This window comes from Rhodoferax sp. GW822-FHT04A08 (genome assembly GCF_058801025.1).
The window spans coordinates 130091-152809 of the sequence record NZ_JBXAMW010000009.1; the positions used below are offsets into that span (position 1 = coordinate 130091).

A 22719-nucleotide genomic window follows, 5' to 3' on the forward strand; every position below is an offset into this window, starting at 1 on the left:
CGCCGCTTGCAGCAGCCGTCCGAGCCCGGTGGGAAAGACTCTATTATTTGGATCTGTCACTTCCACAAGGCAATCCCACCATGCGCCAGTCCACCTCCGATAGCGCGAACGTGCCATCGGTCCCGCCGCCCAAGGGGCAGCGTCTCCATCCGGATGTGCTCAAGCTGGGTCTGGTGAGCTTTCTCACCGACCTGAGTTCGGAGATGATCTTCTCAGTTTTTGCCGTCTTCTTCACCACCATCGCAGGCGCCTCCAGCGCATTGCTGGGGCTGATCGAAGGGTTGGCGGACTTTTCCGCCTCGTCGCTCAATTACCTGGCGGGCTGGCTTTCTGACCGCAGTGGCAGGCGCAAGTGGCTAACCACGGCAGGCTATGGTTTTTCCACACTGGCCAAGTTGATCCTGCTGGTATCGACGTCGGTGAGCGGCCTTGCCGTCTTTCGCGTCGTTGAGAGATTGGGCAAGGGCTTTCGCGGACCACCGCGTGATGCGTGGCTATCCACCATCGCAGCCAAGGAGTCGCGTGGCTACGCCTTTGGTGTTCACAAGGCACTGGACAAATCAGGCGCGGTGCTCGGGCCGCTGGTGGCCTATGCGCTGCTGTCCTGGCTGGGGGAATCGGCCAGCACCTATGGTGTCCTGTTTATCGTTGCGTTTGTTCCGGCAGTGCTCAGTGTGCTGGTGCTGACTAGGGTGAATGACCATCCGGGTGTTGCGCATCAGCGCGAAAGCATGCGTGAGAACTGGCGCCAGCTCAGCCCCGGCTTCAAGCGCTATCTGTTTCCGGCCGCGGTGTTTGCTCTGGCGTATTTCAGCCTGGGCTTCCTGCTGCTCAAGGCGCACGCAATGGGGTTTGGTGTCGCCGACGTCGTACTGCTGTACGCACTCTTCAACGTCACCTGTGTGGCTAGCGCCCCCCTGATAGGTCGGCTGGGTGACAAGGTCGGGCGCGGGCGCATCGTCGTGCTCGGGTATGGCGTGTACGCGGCAGTCAACCTGTGGTTGATGGTGGCGAACAGCCGCTGGGAAATCGTGGCGGTGTTCGCCCTCTACGGCCTGTTCTACGCGATCGATGAATCGCAGAGCAAAGCCCTCATTGCCGACATCGAACCCGAGCGCCGCGCAACCGCGGTGGGGGTCTACAACTTTGTGACCGGGCTCATGTACATCCCCGCTTCCCTGGTGGCCGGCGCCTTGTGGACCATCGCGCCGGGCTGGGCCTTTGGTCTGGCCCTGGCACTGTCGCTTGTAGCCATGGTGCTCTTTGCCCTGGTGCGCCCTGCCGCAGTCCATGGAGATTGACGCCTTCACGTGCAGCCCGTTTGCCGTCTAACGATGCAGGAAGTTGGGCTTTCTTTTTTCGAGGAATGCAGCCAGTCCCTCCTTGAAATCATGCTCGGAGAAGCAGGTATGGAACAGCTCGCGCTCCATTGCCAACCCTTGCTCCAGCTGCACCTGCGCCAGATTGACCGCAGTCTTGATGCGGCCCGTCACAGGGCTGGAATAGGACGCAATCAGCCGCGCGATGGAGAGCGCGGTGGGTTCGAGATGTTCGTCTTCGACGACGCGTGAGACCAGCCCCACCGCCAGCGCCTCTTCGGCATTCAAAGCACGTCCCGTCAGCAGCACGTCCATGGCAATGTGCTTGCCAACAGCACGCGTCAATCGTTGCGTGCCACCTGCACCAGGCATGGCAGCCAGGGTGATTTCCGGATGGCAAAAGCGAGCCGAAGCGCCCGCCACGACGATGTCGCACATTTCAACGAGTTCGCACCCGCCACCTGCGGCCAGACCCTTTACGGCAACTACCAAGGGTTTCGTGATGCGAGGGGGAGCAGAGACACATCCCATGAAGCTGGATGCCTTGGCCTCTTCATGCGTCATGGCCGACATCTCCCGGATGTCGGCCCCAGCGCAGAAATGCTTGAGTGCGGAGGAAATAAGAATAGCGCGCACATCCTCGCGCGCATCCAGTGCTAACAGTGCCTCATCGATCTCACGACAAAACGGCACGCTCAGCGCATTCAGGGCATCAGCGCGTGCCATCTGCACATGGCCCACCCCTTCGTCGCATGTAACAACAACAGACGTCATCGTTCCCCATCTCCTATGTGGTTGTTCCGAGTGTCCAGTATGGGTGCAGTAGCGGCTCGGCTGCAAGAGCTCGCGCAGGGCTCTGCAGATTGACCATCCAGTTGCGGCTCGCTCACTAGGCGGGACCTGGACAACACCTCTTCTCTGACATTGATCAAGCAGCCGTTGCGCACTTTGCGGTGCCATCACACTCGATCAATTTGGCCGCATTTTCCGTTTTGATCACTTGAAATCGGACACAGGTAATAGCGGGCCGTTTGAAATCCCATGAACAATCAATCACCTGTTACCCAGAATGAATACGAACTGCCCGATGATGCCTTGCTCGTATCGACGACTGACCTGAAAGGGCACATCACCCGCTGCAACTACGGCTTTGTGGTCGCCAGCGGGTATGACTATGAGGAGTTGCTGGGCCAGCCGCACGACATGGTGCGGCATCCGGACATGCCTCCCGAAGCATTCAAGGATCTGTAGCCCACCGTAGGACGCGGCCGCCCTTGGACGGGCATCGTCAAGAACCGGCGCAAGAACGGTGACCACCTTTCCAGTCGTACAGATGTGCAGGCCCAGGGCGTGGAAACCACGACCGCATCAGTGGAAGATATCTCCAGCACGGTGGCCGAGCGCCCTGCACGCCACAGGACGCCCCCGACTGCACTGCGCCTCTTAGCCCTTGCGGAGCTTGTCGTTGTGCTTTTTCTCGAATAGCACTTCGCTCTGCCGGTTTTGCTTGCCTTGAATGGCGGCCTGCTCGTGCTTGTTGATATGTCCATTGTGGGCGGCCTGTGCTTCCTTGCGATCCACGCCAGCCTGCCCGCGCTCCAGACTACCAGCTTCATGGTTGGTCAGACTGCCGGACTGCACGCCTTGTTCAATGCGCTTTTCCTGGTTGACGTCGCGTTGCACGTCCGCCTGCATGCGCTCGGAAGATAGCGATTGTGGATTGCCCTTGACACCATTGGTTTCAGCGGCCCGGATGTCGTGACTGGCCTTGTCCTGTGCACGTCGCAGCTGGGCGCGCTCTTTCAGGCTGAGCTTTCCGTTCTTGAGGTTCTTGGCCTGCAGGCGATCCACCTGACTCTGTTCACGCTCCAGGCGACCGGCCTCCTGGGTCGTGAGACTGCCGTCCTTCAGGCCGTTCTCAATGCGCGTCTGCTGGTTGACATCACGCTGCACCGTGGTGGCTGTGGTGGTTTGGGCAAAGGCGCCGGTGGCGCCAAGGGCCGCCAGCAGGGAAGCGAGAAGAATGCGGTATTTCATGGAATCCTCTTGGGTGTTGTCAGGTCCGTTCGACCTGCTTCCCCAACGGCCACCACGCGGTCCCTGCTTACCCGCTGCGTGTGAAAGTTTGTAAATCTGCGTCGTGAACGCGCCGCTAGGCCCACAGACCTTTGAGTGAATCAGCGATCAGCTTGAGCGAGACGCCAAACAGGCTGACCTGCACGATGCGGTAGAACCAGACGTCGGCCACGCGCCTTGTCAGGTAAGCCCCGCTGATGGCACCGACCAGCGCGAACGGAACCAGCACGGCCGCACTGCGCAGCGACTCCAGGGAGTAGGGACGCAGAAACTGGTACGGCACGATCTTGGACGCATTGATCACCGCAAACAGAATGGTGGCAGTCCCCGCGAACTCCGCCTTGGGCAATCGCTGCGGCAGCATGTACACCTGAAACGGCGGCGCGCCAGCGTGGGAGATGAAGCTGGTGAAGCCAGCCAGCATGCCCCAGAAACCGCCCTTGGGAATGCTGGGCGCCTGTGCCACTGCATTGCCCTGTTTGCGCAGCCATACGTTGAGGCAGAAGGCCACGCCCATGGCGCCTATGAGGAAAGTGATGGCACGGTCCGAAACCACGGAGGCCGTCAGCCAGCCGATGAACACGCCCAACAGGCTCGCGGGAATGAGGATGCGCAGATTGGGCGCGCTGTAGTCGCGCCGGTACAGGTACACACCCATCACATCCGAGATCACGTAGATGGGCAGCAGCATCACGGCAGCATCTACCGGTGGCATGACCAGGGACATCAGCGGCACGGCCAGCATGCCGATGGCGGGCAAGCCCCCCTTGGACAGGCCCACCAGAAAGGCGGCACCTCCGGCCAGCCACATGTACAGAGGGGTGTTCAAGCGCGGCTCCCTTGAAAGTCCAGCTCCGTCAGGTCGCGGATGGAGTGCACGCGCGACGCGAGTTCCGCATCCAGCTCCTCCATGGGAAAGAGCGAATACACCTGCATGCCCGCGGCCAGACCCGCGCGAATGCCGGGCACGCTGTCCTCCACCACGGCACAGAACGCAGGCGTCACGCCCAGAACCTGGGCGGCGTGCAGAAACAGCCCCGGGTCGGGCTTGTAGCTACCCACCTCATAGGCGGTGAAGATGCGGTCGCCAAAGTACTGGCGCAAGCCGGTCAGGCGCAATGTCAATTCAACCTTCTCGCGCGGCCCGTTGGTGGCCACGCAAAAGGGGATGGTCAGCCCCTGCAACAGTTCCCGCGCGCCGGGAATGACGTCCAGCCCCTGGCTGAAGCGCTCGGCCTGCGCACTGCGCAGCGTGCGGGGAAAGTTCTCGGCAAAGCCTTCGGGCACCTGCGCCAGTCGTGCGCCGATCCAGGCCACCACGTCGTTCATACGCAAGCCGCGAAAGTGCTGGTGCGCTTCCTCCCGCGTGAAGTCCAGCCCCAGCGCACTGGCGTGCTCGTGGATCACGTCCATGCCGGGTACCTCACTGTCCACCAGCGTGCCATCGCAATCAAAGATGACAGCCTGGATGGGATGGTGGGTAGCAGGGTTCATGGTGTTCAATGGCCGCAATGGATGCAAACGCGTACTGTACCTGCCGCCCGCACGCTCCGGTTACCCCGGGGTTTCCGACCAGGCGCCAAACACCCCCTGGCCGCAGAATGGCACTATCGTTGTCCGTCCGTCTGCTGTAGAGTCAAAGGCATAAATACAGCTGGGAGGCCCGTGTGGGTGTTTCGCATTTATTCAAGGCTGATGAAAGTGCAATCGCACGACAAGTCATGTCTGAACGGGTGCGGGTCTTCACCGACCGGACGGTGGATGGGGTCTACTCGGCCATTCTGGGAACCTTCCTCCTGGCCTGGATGCAGGTCCGGGTGGCTGGCCTGGGCCACGCACTGGCGTGGCTGGCCTGCATCAATACGGTGGAAGTGCTGGTACTGCTGCTGGGCTACGGCTACCGCGCCGCCCCCAAAAATGATCTGACCACCATGCGCTGGGGCATCTTGCAGATTGCCTGTGCGCCGCTGCTGGGACTGGCCTGGGGGTCTTCGGTCTGGTTCTTCTGGGTGGACGGCCAGTTCCTGGAATACCTTGCAAACATCACTGTGCTGGTGGCGGTAACGGCCATTACGCTCACCATCGTTTCACCTTTTGCCAGCGCCACAGTGCTCTTTTCGGCAGGCGTGGTGCTGCCGGTGTTGATCCAGCTTCTGGTTGTCCCCAACCCGCTGGCACCCCAGATTGCAGTGGGCATGGTGGTGCTGTTCATCGTGCAGCTGCGCTATGCAAAGGTCGCGCGGCTTCAACTGCTGCATGCCCTGGACACGGCGGTCCGCAATGCGGCACTGGTCAGCCAGATCAGGCTGAGCGAGCAGCATTACCGCCTGCTGGCAGAGAACAGCCATGACGTGATATGGACCTTTGACCTGCACACGGAACGCTTCAGCTACGTCTCACCATCGGTGCATGGCCTGCGTGGCTTCACGCCAGAAGACGTGATGACACAAACACTGGAAGAGGCGATGACGCCGGAATCCGCCGCCCTGCTGCGCAAGACGCTTGCGGAGCAACTGGCCCAGATCGCAGGCGGCCAACGCAACCACCCGACCTGCACCGTGGAAGTCGACCAACCGCACCGGAACGGCAGCATTGTGCGTACAGAAGTGGTGACCTCCGTCATCTTCAACGAAAAGGACCAGCCTGTTTCCTTGCTGGGCATCACGCGGGACATCACCGAGCGCAAGAAGGTCGAGCAGGAACTGGAGCGCCTGTCCCAGGTGGACATGCTCACCGGGCTGGCCAATCGCCGCCGCTTCTTGCAGCTCGCCGAGCACGAACTTTCACGCAAACGGCGCTATGGCGGGGAGCTTGCGGTGTTCATGATGGATCTGGACCACTTCAAGGTCGTCAACGACACCTATGGGCACCAGACTGGCGACCTGGTGCTGCAAAAGGTGGGCGAAATCTGCCGGGACGTCCTGCGTGACGTGGACTGTGTCGGCCGTCTGGGTGGCGAGGAGTTTGCAGTGCTGCTGCCGCGCACCGACGTAGACCATGCGATGGCCGTTGCCGAACGTCTGCGGGAAACCGTGGAAAAGGCCAGCGTTGCCGCACCGCATGGGGAGACGGTGCACTTCACCATTTCCATTGGCGTGGCCACCATGGGGGACGACACCGTCGATCTGGATACCCTGCTCAGCCAGGCGGATCGTGCGCTCTACCAGGCCAAGCACAGCGGGCGCAACCGGGTGTCGCTGTATTCAAGCTGAAAGGCCGCTCCCCGCCACTACACGTTGCGGATGGCCAGCCAAGCGGCTTGCGTCTTCCAGGTCTTTATCCAGTCAAGGTACGCCTCGGGCCGCATGGGCCTGGCAATACCGTAGCCCTGTGCCATGCGGCAACCGAGCTTGAGCAACGCGGCGCCGTGCTCCATGGTTTCCACGCCCTCGGCAATGACGCCACGATGAAATGCGGAGGCGAGCCGGATGACACCTTCCACGATGCCCAGGTCTTCCGCATCCCGGAGCATGTCGCGCACAAAGCTCTGGTCAATCTTCAACACCTCGAACGGCAGCTTGCGCAAATAAGTCAGGGACGAGTAACCGGTGCCGAAATCATCCAGTGCGAGATTGACGCCCATGGAGCGGCACTGATCCAGCACAAAGCTCGCCAAGGTGATGTCGTCGATGGCGGTTGTCTCCAACACTTCCAGCTCCAGAGAAGCCGGCAGGATCTCGGGATACATGGCCAGTGCCTCACGCAAGTCATCGATGAACTCGGCGCTCAGCAAATGGGTAGCGCTGACATTGATGCTCACCTTCACCACATGCCCCTGCGACAGCCAAAGCTGCATTTGCGCAAGCGCCGCCTGCATGACCCAGATGCCCAGGGGCCGCTCCAGGCGGGTGCCCTGCACATGGGGCAGAAAGGCTGCGGGCCGCAGCAGACCCCGCTCGGGATGCTGCCACCGCAACAGCGCCTCCACCCCTTGAACCTCGCCGGTCAACAGATCGATCTTGGGTTGGTAGTACAGGCAGAACTCCTGCTGCTGCAAGGCGCCCGTGAGGCGCTCCACAAACTCCCTGTGCTCCTGCGCCTTGCGGTCGCTCTCGGGGTCAAACAGGTGAAAGCGGTTCTTGCCCGCTTCCTTGGCCAGGTACATGGCCTGGTCCGCATGGCGCATCAGCGTGTCTGCATCCGAACTGTCCTGCGGATACAGGGTGACGCCGATGCTGGCCGACACGCGAACCATGTTGTCGTCAATGTTCAGCAGCACATTGGCGGCGAGCAGAATGCGCTCCAGAATCAGCGAGCACTCTTCCGGCGACTCGATGTCTGCGAGCAGCAACACGAACTCATCGCCCCCTAGGCGAGCCAGCGTGTCTTCGGAGCGCAGCACGGCCTTCAGACTCTCCGCCACCCCGACCAGCAGCTTGTCACCGGTCACGTGGCCGAAGCGGTCATTGATGCCCTTGAACCCATCCAGGTCCAGATAGCAAACCGCCAGCGACAACACGCTGCGATCGGTACGGGCTATGGCCTGCGCCAGACGGTCTCCCAGCAACCTGCGATTGGGTGTGCCGGTGAGCGGGTCGTAATGCGCGACCCGGTCCAGCTCTTCTTCGTGCGCCTTGATCTGACTGATGTCCGAAAACAAACCAACGTAATGCTGCAACCGGCCCTGACCGTCCGTGACCTGCGAGATGGACAGTATCTGTGCATAGATCTCGCCGTTCTTTCTGCGGTTCCATATCTCGCCGGACCAAAAGCCCGTGCTTTCAATAGAGTGCCACATGTCCCTGTAAAAACGCTCGTTCTGTCTTCCGGAAGACAGAATCCCCGGCGACTTCCCCAGTACCTCTTCGGGCTGGTAGCCCGTGATACGGGTGAAGGCCGGATTGACCCGCAGGATGAGGCGCTGAACGTCCACCACCATGATGCCTTCGTAGCTGTTGGCAAATACTGTGAGTGCTTCGCGTTGCGCTTGCTCCAGGACCTTGCGCTCCGAAATGTCGGTGTGCGTGCCTGACATCATGAGAGGCATGCCGTCTGCGTCGTATTCGACGACCTTGCCGCGGGTCAGAATCCACTTCCACTCACCCGTCTTGGTACGCACCCGCATTTCAGCCTCGTGGCTTGCCGTTTCGCCGCGCAAATGCCGCTCGATGGACTGCAGCGTCGAGGGAAAGTCATCCGGATGCACCAACTCAGCCCAGTGGTCGGTGGACACGTCTATCTCGCCCGGTGCATAGCCCAGCATGGATTCCCAGCGCGCACTGACCTGGAAATAGTTGGTCTGCACATTCCAGTCCCAGTAACCCTGGTCCGAACCTTCCAGCACCCTGGATAGGCGCTTCTCGCGATCACGCAACGCCACATCGAAGAGCTTGCTGGGCGTGATGTCCGACAAGGTGCCCACGATGCGCGTGGGCGTGCCCCAGGCATCCCGTTCAACGGCCTGCCCTCTGGCATGAATCCACTTGCCCATCTGCCCCGTCTTGGAAACCAGGCGGTATTCGAACTCAATCCGATCGGACCGGCCTGCGATGTGGTCCGCCATGGCCTGACGCGCATTGGGAACATCCTGCGAATGCACGGTGCGCCAGAAAAAGTCGAGGCTGTGATCGTCTTCGCCGGCGTCATGGCCGGTGATGGCGTAGTAGTGGTCCGAGCGGTAGACCCGTCCAGTGCGCAAATCCCAATCCCACAAGCCATTGCAGGTTGCATCCAGAGCCAGCTTCAGGCGCTCCTGCTCCATCTTGAGCGGTGTGATGTCCCGCGCCACCTTGGACGCCCCGATGATGACACCCTGGGCATTTCGGATAGGGGAAATCGAGACGGAAACGTGCACCTGCTTTCCATCCTTGCGGATGCGAACGGTCTCGAAGTGATCAATCCTCTCGCCTTCCATCATCCGCTCCAGGATGAAGCGCTCTTCGTCCAGGCGATCTTGAGGAAAAAGAATCAGCAGGCTCTGCCCCAGCATTTCCTGTGCGGTGTAGCCAAAGATGGTCTCGGCACCGCGGTTCCAGCTGGTCACAATGCCGTCCAGCGTCTTGCCGACGATGGCGTCATCCGACGAATCCACGATGGCCTGGAAGTAGGCTGGGGTCATATCAGGTGAACCGGATGCGGGGTCGGCCCTTCGCGTCCCTCACACAGCATGGAATCGGTCAGCTCATTCATCCCTTTTGCACCCTTCGGGTTCGTGACCCTTATTTGTATTGCAGTTGATGGTAGCCGGGTGCGTAGGCATGACGCCCACATGGGTATTCACGCTCAGGGCGTGCGTACCAGTATGTAGCCCCGGTTCTCCACCGTGTCGAAGGTGCGCATGCCCTCGATCAGCACCGGCGCTGGCATCCAGATCCAGCCCGCGCTGGAAGGGTTCACATCCAGCACCAGAAATGAGTCGGACACCGCGTCATACGCGCCCAGGGGTGAGATGTGCCCGCCCCCCTGCTGGCCGACCGCGCTGCGCTTGTAGGTGACGATGGCGTAGGTTCCCGGTGTGCCCAGCGCCTGGACCAGGTCTGCGCGCACCTGCTCCTGCGGCTTGCCGTCATCGACGATGACGAGCTGTGTCTCCAGACCGTTGGCGCGCAGCAGCTCATCCATCTGCCGCGTCTGGTAACCGAAATCCTGAATCAGCTTGCCATTGACCAGCACCGGCTCGCCCAGGACCTGGGCACGCTTCTTGGCGCCTTTGTCAATCACGTTGTCCTGGGTGTATCGCGGCAGCGACAAATCGACGCCGGGCGGCAGATACTGCAGGTCTTCTGGACGCAACCGGCTGCGGTCGTGTGGCAAGCTGGTGTTCCGTCCCCTTGCGGCGTTGAGCACGATGGCTGCCGTGGTGGGGCCGCAAAAGGCCGCGTTGCTCTGCGCTTCAAACTGGTTGGCCAGAACCGGGAAGTCGGTCTTGGCACTAGCTCGGGACAGGCGTGCAAGCCCTTCTTCCGAGGCAAACTGCACCAGTGCGGGCGGCTGAGCCGCGGCCATGTCCCCTGCGAACGCGTGGGAGAGCATGGCCCATGACAGCAGACAGAGCAGCCCCAAGCGCGAAATCATTTTCATGTGTGCACCCCTTCTTTGCGTACGCCACTGCAATGTAAGGCAATCCGTTTCAATGCCCCTCCCACCATACAATGCAAACAAATACTTGTTGGATCTATGCGAACCACCTCTTTGCTCGCGGCACTCGCCATGGGCCTTACTTTATGGAGCCCCGGACATGCCGCAGGAGCCGGGGTCAATCACCTGGAGCGCATCCTCGCCAGCACAACCCTGAGGGTCTGTATCTGGCCCGATTACTACAGCATCACCTACCGCAATCCCAAGACGCAGCAACTCTCGGGCATCGATATCGAGCTGGCGCAGGAGCTGGCAAAGGATCTGGCGGTGGACGTGCAATTTGTCGACTCCTCTTTTGCCAGACTGGTGGACGACATCACGCAGGACCGCTGCGACGTCGCCATGTTTGCCATAGGCATTACACCGGCGCGCATGGAAAAGTTGCGCTTCACCCGTCCGCATCTGGCCAGCGACATCTACGCCATTGCCAGCAAATCCAACCGGCGTATCAAGGACTGGGCGGACATCGACCAGACTGGCACCGTGGTGGCGGTTGCCAAGGGCACGCTGCATGAGCCCGTCATGAAAGAGAAGCTCAAGAACGCGCAATTGCTGGTGTTGGATACGCCCTTCGCGCGCGAGCAGGAAGTGCAGGCCGGACGTGCCGATGTCTTCATGACCGACTACCCCTACAGCCAGCGCTTCCTGATCAACGCGGATTGGGCGCGTCTGGTGGCACCACCCGATACCTACCACGTCACCCCTTATGCCTATGCCGTCAAGCCAGGCGATGACGTCTGGTACGCGCGCATGGAACGATTTGTCAGCGATATCAAACGTGATGGCCGGCTGATGGCTGCCGCCAAGCACAACAAGCTCGAACGTATCGTTTCGCCGTGAACCACCCCGTCCAGCAACTTCGCACGGCCCTGGTTGCCGGTCTGCTGCTGTTCAATGCGGCCATGCTGACCGTCACGGGCTACACCTTGTGGATGTTGCGGGCCGAGGCAGTCGCCAACGGATTCGAGATTTCGAAGGTGCAAACCCGCAACTTCGAGAGCTTTCTCAGCCAGAACCTGCGTGCCGCGGAAACCGCACTGGTGCAGACCGTGCAGGTACACAACAACACGCTGTCACTGCGGGAAACGCAGGTGGCACTGGCGGCCACATTGCACCAGTCGCCCTTTCTGCGTTCGGTTTCCTTGCTGGACGAGAACGACCACGTGATCGCCAGCACCAACCCGGCCAACGTGGGACTGACCGTGCCAACGGTAGACTATTTCCCCACCGCCCAGGCTTCTTCGGAAATACTGCGCTTTGGCGCGCCCTGGTCCGGCCGGGACTTCGCCAACGGGGCGGCATCCACCCCGCGGACCCCAGTGGCGCCCGAGGTCCAGAACTTCCTCCCCATTCTGCGCACCATCGACATAGGCGCACGACAGGTGCGGGTACTGGCCGCCGTCAACTCGGACTTCTATCTGAATTACGCACTGCATACCGTGGACCCTGCCGAGGGTCGGCTGCAGATGTTCCGCTATGACGGCGTCCTGCTGATGGATACCGGTTCAGCGGCACAGCTGGGCACGGTGCAGGACTTCATTTCGCACGATCTGCGCCTGGACGAAGCGGAAGTGGGTGCCGTCATGCGTCGCCCTGCAAATGGCGAAAGCACGCTGCTGGCCTACCGCACATCGGCCCTCTTCCCGCTGTTGGTTGTCACCCGCCGGCCCGAGGCCCAGGTACTCAAGCAGTGGAAGGAAGAGGCGACGGTCCTGGTCGCGGTGGTCGTCCCGTCGTTGCTGGTGCTGACCCTTCTGGTATTGGAATACCTGCGCCGGCAAAGGCAATTCCTGGCACAGCAACAGGAAGTGGAACGTTTGCAGCGCATCAACGCCACCGTATTTGCCGAAAGCGCCGACGCCATCATCGTCACCGATCCGGAGACACGCATTCTTTCCGTCAACGCGGCGTTCACCCGCATCACGGGTTACAGCGCAGAAGAAGCGCTGGGCAAGACGCCACGGATCCTGTCCTCCGGCCTGCACCCCAAGTCCTTCTATCAGGACATGTGGAGCGAGCTTCTGCAAAACGGAGTCTGGCACGGCGAGGTGATCAACCGGCGCAAGGACGGCAGCCTGTACAACGCGCGCCTGTCCGTCACCGCCTCCCGCGACAAGGAAGGCCGGCTGCAGCACTTCATTGGCGGCACCGGCGACATCACAGCGCACAACGTGGCCCAGCGTGCGCTCGCGGAGTCACATACCCTGCTGATGTCCATCATCAACACGGCACCGGTACGGGTTTTCTGGAAGGATCGAGACCTGCGCTACCTGGGTTGCAACGAGGCCTTTGCCCAGGATGCGGGAATGACGCAGGCATCCGACCTGATTGGCAAGACCGACCACGACTTGCCCTGGGCAGAGCAGGCCGATCAGTACCGCGGTGACGACCGTGCCGTCATCGAATCAGGAAAGCCCAAGCTGTCTTACGACATCCCCCAGATCGGTCCTGACGGCCACACCTTCTGGCTGCGCACCTCCAAGGTACCGCTCAGGAACCATGAGAACGCCATCATCGGTGTGCTGGGAATCTACGAAGACATTTCCGAATACAAGCGCTCACAAAAGGCGCTGGAAGTCAGTGAGGAGAGATTCCGGCGGACCTTCTACCTGACCCCGGACTCGCTGATCATCAGCCGCGTGACGGACGGCATGATCGTGTCGGTCAACCGTGGGTTTTCACAGGTAATGGGCTACACCTCCTCCGAGGTGATTGGTCGCACGTCAACGGAGATCAATATCTGGAGCGATGTCAGCCACCGCAAGCGCCTGATCGATAGCCTGGAGCAAAAGGGCATCGTCACCAACATGGAAGTCGTCATGTGTGCCAAGGACGGCCACACGGTGCACGGCCTGCTGTCCGCGTCGGTGATGGACCTGGATGGCGAACCGCACATGCTCAGCCTGACCCGCGACATCACCGAACGCAAGAAGGCCGAAGAGAGCCTCAGCCTGGCCGCCAGCGTGTTTTCCAACTCCCGTGAAGGCATCATGATCACCGCGCTGGACGGAACGATCATCGACGTCAACGAGGCCTTCACCAACATCACCGGATATTCCCGGGAAGAAGTGCAGGGCCGAAATCCGCGCATCCTGAACTCCGGAAGACAAGGCAAGGACTTCTACGCCAAGATGTGGAGCGGCCTGTTCGATAAGGGGCACTGGTACGGCGAAATCTGGAACCGCCGCAAGAACGGCGAGGTCTATGCCGAGATGCAGACCATCACCACCGTGCGTGATGGCAACGGACGGGCGCAGCACTTTGTATCGTTGTTCTCCGACATATCCGTCTACAAGGAACACCAGAATCAGCTCGAGCACATCGCCCATTACGACGCACTGACCGGCCTGCCCAACCGCGTGCTGCTGGCCGACCGCATGCGTCAGGGCATCGCCCAGGTACAGCGACACAAGCAGTTGATGGCGGTGGCTTTCCTAGATCTGGACGGATTCAAGTCCATCAACGACACCCATGGCCACGAGGCGGGCGACCAACTGCTGGTCGCACTCTCTGCCCGCATGAAGCTGGCCTTGCGCGAAGGCGACACCCTGGCCCGTCTGGGTGGGGACGAATTCGTGGCGGTGCTGCTGGACCTGCCAGACGTGGAAGCCAGCGTGCACATGCTGACGCGCCTGCTGGATGCCGCGTCCCAGCCCCACATATGGGGTGACATGCTGCTGCAGGTATCTGCCAGTGTGGGGGTCACCTTCTACCCCCAGGTGGACATGGTGGATGCCGACCAGATGCTGCGCCAGGCCGACCAGGCCATGTACCAGGCCAAGCTGGCGGGCAAGAACCGCTACCACGTCTTCGATGCGGAGCAGGACCGCAGCGTGCGCGGCCACCACGAGGACTTGGAAAACATCCGCAGAGCGCTGCGGGAACGCGAATTCGTACTGCATTTCCAGCCCAAGGTGAACATGCGCAGCGGCGCCGTGGTGGGCGCAGAGGCACTCATACGCTGGCAGCATCCCAGCCGGGGATTGCTGGCACCTGCCACGTTCCTGCCCACCATTGAGGACCAGCCGCTGGCGGTAGAGCTGGGCGAATGGGTGATCGAAGAGGTGCTGGCGCAACTGATGCGGTGGCAGCGCGAGGGCCTGCACATTCCGGTCAGCGTGAACATCGGCGCGCGGCAATTGCAGCAGCTCAACTTCGTCAACCGTTTGCGCGAGAGCCTGTCTGCCTATCCCGACCTGCCCGCCGGATCCCTGGAGCTGGAGGTTCTGGAAACCAGTGCACTGGAAGACCTGAACCATGTATCGCGCCTCATCGAAGAATGCAGCCAGATGGGTGTGCACTTTGCGCTGGACGATTTCGGCACGGGCTACTCTTCACTTACCTATCTCAAGCTGCTGCCGGTCACGCAGCTCAAGATCGACCAGAGCTTTGTCCGGGACATGATGGTGGAGCCCGATGACCTGGCCATCCTGGAAGGCACCATCGGCCTGGCCAATGCGTTTCGGCGCCAGGTCATCGCCGAGGGCGTCGAGTCCGTGGAAACCGGCCGCATGCTGCTGCAGATGGGCTGTGAACTGGCCCAGGGTTATTGCATTGCCAAGCCCATGCCCGCGCAGGATCTGTCCGGCTGGATTGCAAGCTGGCGTCCCGACCCGACTTGGCTGAACCAGGCAGAGATCAGCCGCTCCAACCGGCCGCTGCTGTTTGCAGGCGTGGAGCACAGGGCCTGGGTCATAGCGCTGGAGCACTTCCTGATGGGCGAGCATGATGTCCCTCCGCCTATGGACATGGACCAGTGCCGCCTGGGGATATGGCTGAAAAGAGGCGGCCTGGACAGGCACCCGGATCTGGCCGCCGTGCAGAATGCACACCGCCTCCACCACGACGTGCATACGCTGGCTGCGCAGATTCTGCGCCAGCATGCCTTGGGTGAGCGCCATGCCGTATCCGAAGCGCTGCAGCAGTTGCATCAGATTCGCGACAGCTTTCTGGCGGAACTGCAAGTCCTGCTCAGGCAAGGCTGAGCGCAAACCCGCTACCATCGCCCCATGCTCAGTCTGCAAACCGCCATTGCCTTCTTCGGGGTCTCCCTTCTTCTGGGGGTCACGCCCGGTCCTGACAACATCTTTGTGCTGGTGCAGTCCGCCACCCAGGGCAAGCGCGCCGGGATGCTGGTGGTGTTGGGGCTGTGCACCGGTCTGCTAGTGCACACCTCGGCCGTTGCGCTGGGTCTGGCCGCTGTCTTTGCAGCTTCCGAGACGGCCTTTGTGGTCCTGAAGATGGTGGGCGCCGGCTATCTGGCCTATCTGGCCTGGGGCGCGTTCAGGGCCCCCGTGACAGAAGGCGGCGATGCCTCAGCACCCTTGTTGCGCCCTCTGCAGCTCTACCGCCGCGGCATCGTGATGAATCTGACCAACCCCAAGGTGGTCTTCTTCTTTCTCGCTTTTTTGCCGCAATTCGTGGACGCGCGACGCGGCTCGGTGGTGCTACAACTGGCAGAGCTGGGCGCCATCTTCATCCTAGCAACGCTGGTGACCTTTGGCGCCATCAGCTACTTTGCTGCCAGCCTGGGGCAGCGACTACGCGGCTCGGCGCGCGCCCAGCAGTGGATGAATCGCGCCGCAGGCGCGGTGTTTGCCGCGCTGGCCTTGCGGCTGGCAGTAGCCCAGCGATAGGCTATCGCCGTCGGGCGATGGTTGCGGCCCACATGGCCTTGGACTCGGGGTAGATCAACGACTCTTCCAACGCAATATGGCCGTTGAGCAGCTCGAGAAAGGTGCTCACGTTGTGCTGGAACTCTTCCGCATGCACCCAGTCATTGCCCTCGGCAATGGCGCGCAACTGGGGCGCCAGCTCAATCCAGTTCTCTTCAATGAAGCCATGGTCCTGCTGCAGGCTTTTCACTGCTGCAGACAGCTCGGCACTGCCGCTGGCCAGAATCTGCGGAAACACATGCGCCTCTTCCTCGGCATGGTGCTCCCGCGAGGTGTTGGAAAAGAAGCTCTCGATATCGCCCGCCAGCTTGCGGTCCATTTCATTTACACCACCGGTCTCCAGGCGCCGGGCCAAACGCGTCAAGTCCTGCAGCGTCCTCTGGATTTGCAGATGGCAGGCGTCCAGTGCCTCGAAAGGTTGAAGGGGTGCAACGGCAGTCATGGGAATCTCCGGAAAATTTGTGCATGTGCAACAAATTGTGCAGGTCACAGTTTTCCGGAGTTTGAGCAACGTCAATGCTCCTCCAACTTTCAACGATCCCGGATGCTTCCCCTCAGCCGAACTGGTAGGACGCCATGACCACTTCCAGCACGTGGTCCACAAAGATGCGCTCTCCACGGTCCGCGCCCGCCGCGCCGGCAACCACCATGAGAGGAATCAGATGGTCCTCGCGCGGATGGGCCAGGCGCGCCTTGGGGGCTTTCTGCCACTCCACCAGCATGCGGTTGCGTTCGGACTCCTGGGGCTGCGTCACCGCATCATTGAGATAGTGTTCAAAGGCGGTGGCAATGGGCGAGGATGCCGGGTTACCAAAGCCACGCATGTTGTGATAGGTCAGGCCGCTGCCCAGAATCAGGATGCCCTCATCGCGCAAGGGGGCGAGCATCTGGCCCACGCGGATGTGCTCGGCTGCGTCATAGCCCGACTTCATGGACAGCAGAACGATGGGTACGTCCGCCTTTGGGTACATCAGCCCCAAGGGAACAAAGGTGCCATGGTCGAACCCGCGGGTCGGGTCCTGCGCACAGGTGATGCCGCCGGCAGCCAGCAACTCGGTCACGCGCGCAGCCAGCACGGGCGAGCCGGGCGCGGGATACTTCAGGTGATAGGTATGGGGGGGAAAGCCGTAGTAGTCGTAGTCCATGGGCGGATGCTCCGAGGTGGACACGCTGAACTGCGGCGCTTCCCAGTGCCCGGTGATCACCAGCACGGCCCGCGGCCTGGCTGGCAGTCGTTCGGGAAGGTCGCGGAACTCCTGCGCGGTCTTGGCAAACATTTCGCGCATGCCATCCACGAAAGGCCAGGGGCCGCCACCGTGGGACACGAACATCGTGGGGAATCGGGAACTTGTCATCGTCTGGCCTTTCACGTCATGCGGACAATTATGCGTGTCCCGCGCACGACAGCCCAATCATTCGGCCAAACGGTATGCTTGCAATGCTCCCTGCGGGGGATGGCAGTGCCGTTCTCAGGGCCTGAGGGTCAACATGACGCCGGACAGAAGAACAGCGGCCAACGTAACTCCAACAGACACCAGAAAGTCTTTGATAGCTTGTGACATATCTTGATACCTCCTATAAGAAGCCGCGATTGCGATATGTTTCACGGCCTCAGCTTGTCTTGAGCAAAATGTGTGCCGCCAAATCCGCACTACTTAGTTTCTTTTTCCAACAAAGTGTCGCAAATTGAGACGGGAAAGCACCTTCTTGGGGAGACTTGAAACCATGGGCCCCAAATTCGCCCGCCTGCTGCCTTTTGTCTTCGTGGTGCTGTGGTCCACCGGCTTCATTGGAGCGCGGCTGGGACTGCCCCACATTCAGCCGCTGACCTTTCTATCCATTCGCTACGTTGCGGTGCTGCTGTGCATCGTGCCCATCGCCATTGCCAGTCGCGCGCCGTGGCCGCAGAACATGTGGCAGTGGGTACACATCGGCATATCCGGTCTGCTGATGCACGGGTTGTATCTGGGTGGTGTGTTTGTGGCCATCGGCCTGGGACTGCCCGCTGGCCTGGCCAGCCTGGTCGTGGGTGTTCAGCCCTTGCTGACCGCCATTGGCGCGGGCTATCTGCTGGGCGCTACCGTGCTGCCGCGTCAGTGGGTTGGGCTGCTGCTGGGCTTGGTGGGAGTGGCACTGGTGTTGTGGAACAAGCTCGGCCAGGAGTTCGGCCTGCAGGCGCTGCTGCCCGCCGTGGTCGCATTGCTGGCCATCACCGCGGGCACGCTGTACCAGAAGAAGTTCTGCCCCGCATTCGATTGGCGCACTGGTGCGGTCGCCCAGTTCCTGCCCACCACCGTCGTCACCGGCCTGGCGGCAATCGCTACCGAACACGGCGCCATCGACTGGAGTGGTGAGTTGTTCTTTGCCCTGGGCTGGTTGGTGCTGGTGCTGTCCCTGGGTGCCGTGAGCCTGCTCAATTGGCTGATACGCCACAGCAACGCGGTCAACGTCGCCAGCCTGTTCTATCTGGTTCCCCCGTGTACCGCCCTGTTTGCCTGGGCGCTCTTTGGCAACACACTGACCGGCATGGCGCTGGTAGGTATGGCCCTGACCGTCTGGGGCGTCTATCTGGCACGCAGCTAGCCGACCGCACCATCAACACACTACGCCGGAAATTGATCTGCGTCATAGTACAAATGTGCTCAAGCGCTATCATTTGCCGCACACCCATTACAAGCCAAGGAGCTTTCGAATGACAATTCTCGTAGCCTATGTTCCCCGTCCCGAAGGTCAAACCGCCCTCGAAAAAGGCATTGAGATCGCCAAGGAACGCAACGAAACGCTGATCGTGGTGAATGCCACACCGGGCGGCAGTGGTGAAGATCCTTCACGCGCTGACGCACAGGACGTGGAGCGGGTTGAACAGCTCCTGTCGGTGTCCGGCATCAACGCAGAATTCAAGCAGTTTGTGCGCGGCAAGAATGCCGTGGAAGAACTGGAAGAAATGGTTGCCACATACCAGGTTTCATTGCTGGTGATCGGTCTGCGTAAACGCAGTGCAGTGGGCAAACTCATCATGGGCAGCATGGCGCAGGAAATCCTGATGAACATTCCCTGCCCCATCCTGACCGTCAAAGCTGACTAAGTACGCTGCGTGCCATGGGCATGCAGCGGCCTCCGTTCTGAACGCCGCAGCAGTGGATTGCGCCCCTTGGGTGCAATCGAGCTCGCTTACACTCGTGCGTGGAACTTCCATGGAACTACAGCAGGGGAACACGCAAGATGGCGCTCGTCGTATTCAACCAAAAGGGTGGCGTCGGCAAATCCACCATCACCTGCAACCTGGCGGCCATCAGCGCCAGCCAAGGCCTGCGTACCCTGGTGATCGACCTGGACCCGCAGGGCAATTCCAGCAGCTATCTGCTGGGAGAGACCGCTACCGATGACCAAGCAGATGTAGGCGACTTCTTTGATTTCTGCCTGAGCTTCAGCTTCAAGCCGCTCACCGCCACCGACTTTGTCATCGCCACACCGTTTGATAAGCTGCACCTGATGGCGGCCAATGCCGAACTCAACGAGCTGCAAACCAAGCTGGAGTCGCGCCAGAAAATCTACAAGCTGCGCGAAGCACTGCAGCAGCTCAGCGAAGACTACGACCGCATCTATATCGACACCCCACCCGCGCTGAATTTCTACACCCGCTCGGCACTCATAGGTGCCACCGGTTGCCTGATCCCGTTTGACTGTGACGAGTTCTCACGCAAGGCGCTGTACGCCCTTCTGGACAATGTGCAGGAGATCAAGGCCGATCACAACCCCGAGCTGGACGTCAAAGGCATTGTGGTCAACCAGTTCCAGCCGCGCGCCAACCTGCCGCAGCGCATCGTGGATGAACTGATTACCGAAGGCCTGCCGGTGTTGCAGCCCTATCTGCCCTCCTCCGTGCGCATCCGCGAGTCGCACGAGCAGTCCCGCCCCATGGTCTACCTGGACCCCAAGCATCGCCTGACACAGGCACTGGTGGAACTGCACGACACGCTGTTTGCCAAGCCCAAGAAAAAGACGGCCAAGGCCAGATAACCCTGGCGGCACCCCTCAGGCGGGCTGCAGACGCCCCTTGGGTATGCTGCCCGCCTGGCGCTCAAAGGCCGGTGTGTGGATCAGCGCAATGCTGAGCCACACTGCCACGCTGAAGTACAGCGACATCCAGGCCACTTCGCTTTTCCAGACCTGCCACTGGTGCGACACCACCCAACGGGCCGAGGCATCCAGCACGCCCTGCTGCAGACTGAGGTAATGGCGGCCGCTGGCCTCATCCTGCAACCAGCGCGACCAATACATGGGCACGTCCACCAGGAACATGAAGGCCACATAGGCCACACCGGCAATGCCCGTCAGCAGCAAGGCCGGGCGCAGACGCTCGCTGCAGCGCGGCCAGACCGAGAACAGACTGACCACCAACAGTGCGGCAGACAAGCCCCAGAGCGACTCTTCGATGACGTGGCCGATATTGGCGGTGGTAAGTACGGAATACCAGGAGCAGGTTTCGGCAATGGCGATCAACGGCACCAGTGCCGTGGAGGTCCAGCGACCCGCCTTGCTTTGCGTGACGTCGGCGATCTCGCGCATGAGCAAGGCCCATTGCGTGACAAAGCACAGCTCCGCCACCGTGGCCACCGAGCGGCCCACGATCACACTGGAAAACCAGGAGTCAAACAGACAGATGCGCTGCACATCAAACACCGGCAGCGCCGAGCGGTAGGCACAGCCCAGCACATAGCCTGCCGACAGCAGGAACTGCAGCTTACGTGACGCATACACCTCACGCGGAATCTGCCCTTGTCGGCGCAAGAGAAGATGTCCAGAATATGTCAGCGCCATGACATTGACCGCACTCACCACGCACAGGGAAAACCACCAGACCAGAACTTCGTTTGACATGCGCGAGTGCCTCCACCGTTAAACCCAAGGCACTTTAATATATACGATATATACCGTTTTTCAAGTCTCTTCTGGCACCATGTCGATGGCACCGCAGGGGCACTCCTGCACGCAGATGCCGCAGCCCTTGCAGTAGTCGTAGTTGAAGGCAAAGCGCTTGCCCGGCCCCAGCTTGATGACCGCGTTGTCAGGGCAGACACCGTAGCAGTTGTCGCACTCGAAGCAGTTGCCGCAGCTCAGGCAGCGGCGCGCCTCGAACAAGGCGTTGTCCTCGGTGAGGCCGCCCTGCACTTCGTCAAAGCTGCTGGTGCGCCGTGCCAGCTCCAGCTGCGGGCGCACGGTCTTGGGGGCATCGCTGTAGTACCAGCTGTTGATGCGCTCAAAGCCTGCCACTGCATGCTTGACTGTGGGCGCCAACGCCTGGCCGCGCAGCCAGGCGTCGATGTGGCGCGCGGCCTTCTTGCCATGGCCTACGGCGATGGTGACGTTGCGGTCCGCCGGCACCATGTCGCCACCGGCAAACAGGCCCGGGTGCCCGGTCATCATGCTGTGCGGGTCCACCTGTACCACGCCGTCCTTCACCTCCAGCCCCTCCACACCGTCGAGCAGGGAAAGGTCTACGTCCTGGCCCAGTGCCAGCACCAGCGAGTCGGCCTCCAGGCTTTCAAACTCGCCGGTGGGCTGCGGATTGCCCTGGTCGTCCAGCACCATCTTCTCCACCGTCAGCACACCGCCGTCGGCCTGCTTGATGGTGGACAGCCACTTGACCATCACGCCTTCCTGCAGCGCCTCCTCCACTTCAAAATCGTGTGCGGGCATCTTCTCGCGGTTGCGGCGGTAGACGATGATGGCCTCGGTGGCGCCCAGGCGCTTGGCCGTGCGCGCCACGTCGATGGCGGTATTGCCGCCGCCATACACCACCACCCTGCGCCCCAGCATGGGCTTGTCGGCCCCTTCCATGGAGCGCAACACCGATACCGCATCCAGAATGTGCGAGGAGTCCTTGGCGGGAATGAAGGCGCGCTTGGCGATGTGTGCGCCCACAGCCAGGAAGGCGGCATCGAAGCGCCCCTCCTGCATGGTGCGGGCGATGTGCTCCACCTTGGCACCCAGCTCCACCGTCACGCCCATGTCCACAATGCGCTGCATCTCGGCCTCGAGCACGTCGCGCGGCAGGCGGTACTGCGGAATGCCGAAGCGCATCATGCCGCCCATCAAGGGACCCGCTTCCTTGACCGTGACGCGATGGCCCAGCCTGCGCAGATGGTAGGCCGCCGACATGCCCGATGGCCCGGCCCCTACCACCAGCACATGCTTGCCAGTTTCCGCTGCAGGCGCAGCAAACTTCCAGCCCCGCTTGAGCGCCTCATCCCCAAGAAAGCGCTCCACCGAATTGATGCCCACCGCGGCGTCCAGCTTGCCACGGTTGCAGACTCCCTCACAGGAGTGGTAGCAGACCCGGCCCATGATGGCGGGAAACGGGTTGTCGCGCGTGAGGTGCTGCCAGGCCTGCAGGTAGTCGCCGCTTTCGGCGTGGAACAGCCAACCTTGAATGTCCTCACCCGCAGGGCACTGCGCGTTGCAGGGCGGCAGATGGTCGGCGTAGACCGGGCGCTCGGTACGCCAGGAGCCCGTCTTGTTGGCCAGTGAAGAGCCCGGGTCCAGTGTGATGGCAAAGGGTTTTTGCATGA

The 22719-nt window shown here is 61.3% G+C and carries 18 protein-coding genes and 1 pseudogene; 9 read left to right on the forward strand and 10 right to left on the reverse strand.

What is annotated here, in order from left to right; all coding sequences use genetic code 11:
* Nucleotides 1-80 precede the first annotated feature (80 nt).
* On the forward strand, nucleotides 81-1301 hold the full coding sequence (locus AC1RMF_RS17660) for an MFS transporter (RefSeq protein WP_493143180.1): 1221 nt from the start codon (nucleotides 81-83) through the stop codon (nucleotides 1299-1301).
* A gap of 27 nt (nucleotides 1302-1328) precedes the next feature.
* On the opposite strand, the gene AC1RMF_RS17665 is transcribed toward AC1RMF_RS17660, so the two are convergent.
* On the reverse strand, nucleotides 1329-2093 hold the full coding sequence (locus tag AC1RMF_RS17665; protein ID WP_342619325.1) for an enoyl-CoA hydratase-related protein: 765 nt from the start codon (nucleotides 2091-2093) through the stop codon (nucleotides 1329-1331).
* Between the two features lie 267 nt (nucleotides 2094-2360).
* Here AC1RMF_RS17665 and AC1RMF_RS17670 point away from each other — a divergent pair.
* Nucleotides 2361-2657 (forward strand): annotated as a pseudogene (locus AC1RMF_RS17670) (PAS domain-containing protein); the annotation flags it as partial.
* A 105-nt stretch (nucleotides 2658-2762) separates the two neighbouring features.
* On the opposite strand, the gene AC1RMF_RS17675 reads toward AC1RMF_RS17670, so the two are convergent.
* The 3 genes from AC1RMF_RS17675 to AC1RMF_RS17685 all read right to left on the reverse strand — a co-directional run bounded on the left by AC1RMF_RS17675 (nucleotide 2763) and on the right by AC1RMF_RS17685 (nucleotide 4889).
* Nucleotides 2763-3356, reverse strand: a complete 594-nt coding sequence (locus AC1RMF_RS17675) for a hypothetical protein (protein ID WP_493143182.1) — start codon at nucleotides 3354-3356, stop codon at nucleotides 2763-2765.
* A gap of 115 nt (nucleotides 3357-3471) precedes the next feature.
* Complete coding sequence (locus AC1RMF_RS17680; RefSeq protein WP_493143184.1) at nucleotides 3472-4224, reverse strand: sulfite exporter TauE/SafE family protein; 753 nt, start codon at nucleotides 4222-4224, stop codon at nucleotides 3472-3474.
* Nucleotides 4221-4889, reverse strand: a complete 669-nt coding sequence (locus tag AC1RMF_RS17685; RefSeq protein WP_342619328.1) for an HAD family hydrolase — start codon at nucleotides 4887-4889, stop codon at nucleotides 4221-4223. The genes AC1RMF_RS17680 and AC1RMF_RS17685 overlap by 4 nt, the downstream gene beginning before the upstream one ends.
* A 227-nt stretch (nucleotides 4890-5116) precedes the next feature.
* Between AC1RMF_RS17685 and AC1RMF_RS17690 the strand changes: the two genes are divergently transcribed.
* Nucleotides 5117-6607, forward strand: coding sequence for a sensor domain-containing diguanylate cyclase (locus AC1RMF_RS17690; protein ID WP_493143186.1), 1491 nt, complete (start codon nucleotides 5117-5119; stop codon nucleotides 6605-6607).
* A gap of 17 nt (nucleotides 6608-6624) precedes the next feature.
* Here AC1RMF_RS17690 and AC1RMF_RS17695 read toward each other — a convergent pair whose 3' ends face one another.
* Complete coding sequence (locus tag AC1RMF_RS17695; RefSeq protein ID WP_493143188.1) at nucleotides 6625-9453, reverse strand: sensor domain-containing protein; 2829 nt, start codon at nucleotides 9451-9453, stop codon at nucleotides 6625-6627.
* Nucleotides 9454-9617: 164 nt separating this feature from the next.
* A complete protein-coding gene (locus tag AC1RMF_RS17700; protein ID WP_493143189.1) occupies nucleotides 9618-10415 on the reverse strand; it encodes a phytochelatin synthase family protein in 798 nt (265 codons plus the stop codon).
* 96 nt (nucleotides 10416-10511) lie between these two features.
* Here AC1RMF_RS17700 and AC1RMF_RS17705 point away from each other — a divergent pair, with 96 nt between their 5' ends.
* Genes AC1RMF_RS17705 through AC1RMF_RS17715 form a run of 3 tightly spaced genes read left to right on the forward strand, consistent with a single transcriptional unit; the run spans nucleotide 10512 to nucleotide 16108 of the window.
* The gene (locus tag AC1RMF_RS17705; protein ID WP_342619332.1) at nucleotides 10512-11312 is read left to right on the forward strand and encodes an ABC transporter substrate-binding protein; all 801 of its coding nucleotides are present in this window, start codon (nucleotides 10512-10514) and stop codon (nucleotides 11310-11312) included.
* A complete protein-coding gene (locus tag AC1RMF_RS17710; protein WP_493143191.1) occupies nucleotides 11309-15457 on the forward strand; it encodes a PAS domain S-box protein in 4149 nt (1382 codons plus the stop codon). The genes AC1RMF_RS17705 and AC1RMF_RS17710 overlap by 4 nt, the downstream gene beginning before the upstream one ends.
* Before the next feature lie 24 nt (nucleotides 15458-15481).
* Nucleotides 15482-16108 (forward strand): LysE family translocator, encoded by a 627-nt coding sequence (locus AC1RMF_RS17715; protein ID WP_493143193.1) that lies wholly within the window; start codon nucleotides 15482-15484, stop codon nucleotides 16106-16108.
* Nucleotide 16109: 1 nt separating this feature from the next.
* On the opposite strand, the gene AC1RMF_RS17720 is transcribed toward AC1RMF_RS17715, so the two are convergent.
* Nucleotides 16110-16589: a hemerythrin domain-containing protein gene (locus AC1RMF_RS17720; RefSeq protein ID WP_493143195.1), complete on the reverse strand. Its 480-nt coding sequence runs from the start codon at nucleotides 16587-16589 to the stop codon at nucleotides 16110-16112.
* 112 nt (nucleotides 16590-16701) lie between these two features.
* Nucleotides 16702-17502, reverse strand: a complete 801-nt coding sequence (locus tag AC1RMF_RS17725) for a DODA-type extradiol aromatic ring-opening family dioxygenase (RefSeq protein WP_493143197.1) — start codon at nucleotides 17500-17502, stop codon at nucleotides 16702-16704.
* A gap of 370 nt (nucleotides 17503-17872) precedes the next feature.
* Between AC1RMF_RS17725 and AC1RMF_RS17730 the strand changes: the two genes are divergently transcribed.
* The 3 genes from AC1RMF_RS17730 (at nucleotide 17873) to AC1RMF_RS17740 (ending at nucleotide 20167) form a co-directional block, all read left to right on the forward strand.
* Nucleotides 17873-18730: a DMT family transporter gene (locus AC1RMF_RS17730; RefSeq protein ID WP_493143199.1), complete on the forward strand. Its 858-nt coding sequence runs from the start codon at nucleotides 17873-17875 to the stop codon at nucleotides 18728-18730.
* 109 nt (nucleotides 18731-18839) lie between these two features.
* Complete coding sequence (locus AC1RMF_RS17735; protein WP_342619338.1) at nucleotides 18840-19232, forward strand: universal stress protein; 393 nt, start codon at nucleotides 18840-18842, stop codon at nucleotides 19230-19232.
* 137 nt (nucleotides 19233-19369) lie between these two features.
* Complete coding sequence (locus AC1RMF_RS17740) at nucleotides 19370-20167, forward strand: ParA family protein (RefSeq protein WP_493143201.1); 798 nt, start codon at nucleotides 19370-19372, stop codon at nucleotides 20165-20167.
* A 15-nt stretch (nucleotides 20168-20182) separates the two neighbouring features.
* Here AC1RMF_RS17740 and AC1RMF_RS17745 read toward each other — a convergent pair whose 3' ends face one another.
* Nucleotides 20183-21028 (reverse strand): hypothetical protein, encoded by an 846-nt coding sequence (locus AC1RMF_RS17745; RefSeq protein WP_493143202.1) that lies wholly within the window; start codon nucleotides 21026-21028, stop codon nucleotides 20183-20185.
* A 60-nt stretch (nucleotides 21029-21088) separates the two neighbouring features.
* Nucleotides 21089-22717 carry an NAD(P)-binding protein gene (locus AC1RMF_RS17750; protein WP_493143203.1) on the reverse strand — a complete coding sequence of 543 codons (1629 nt, stop codon included), beginning with the start codon at nucleotides 22715-22717 and terminating at the stop codon, nucleotides 21089-21091.
* Between the last annotated feature and the right edge of the window lie 2 nt (nucleotides 22718-22719).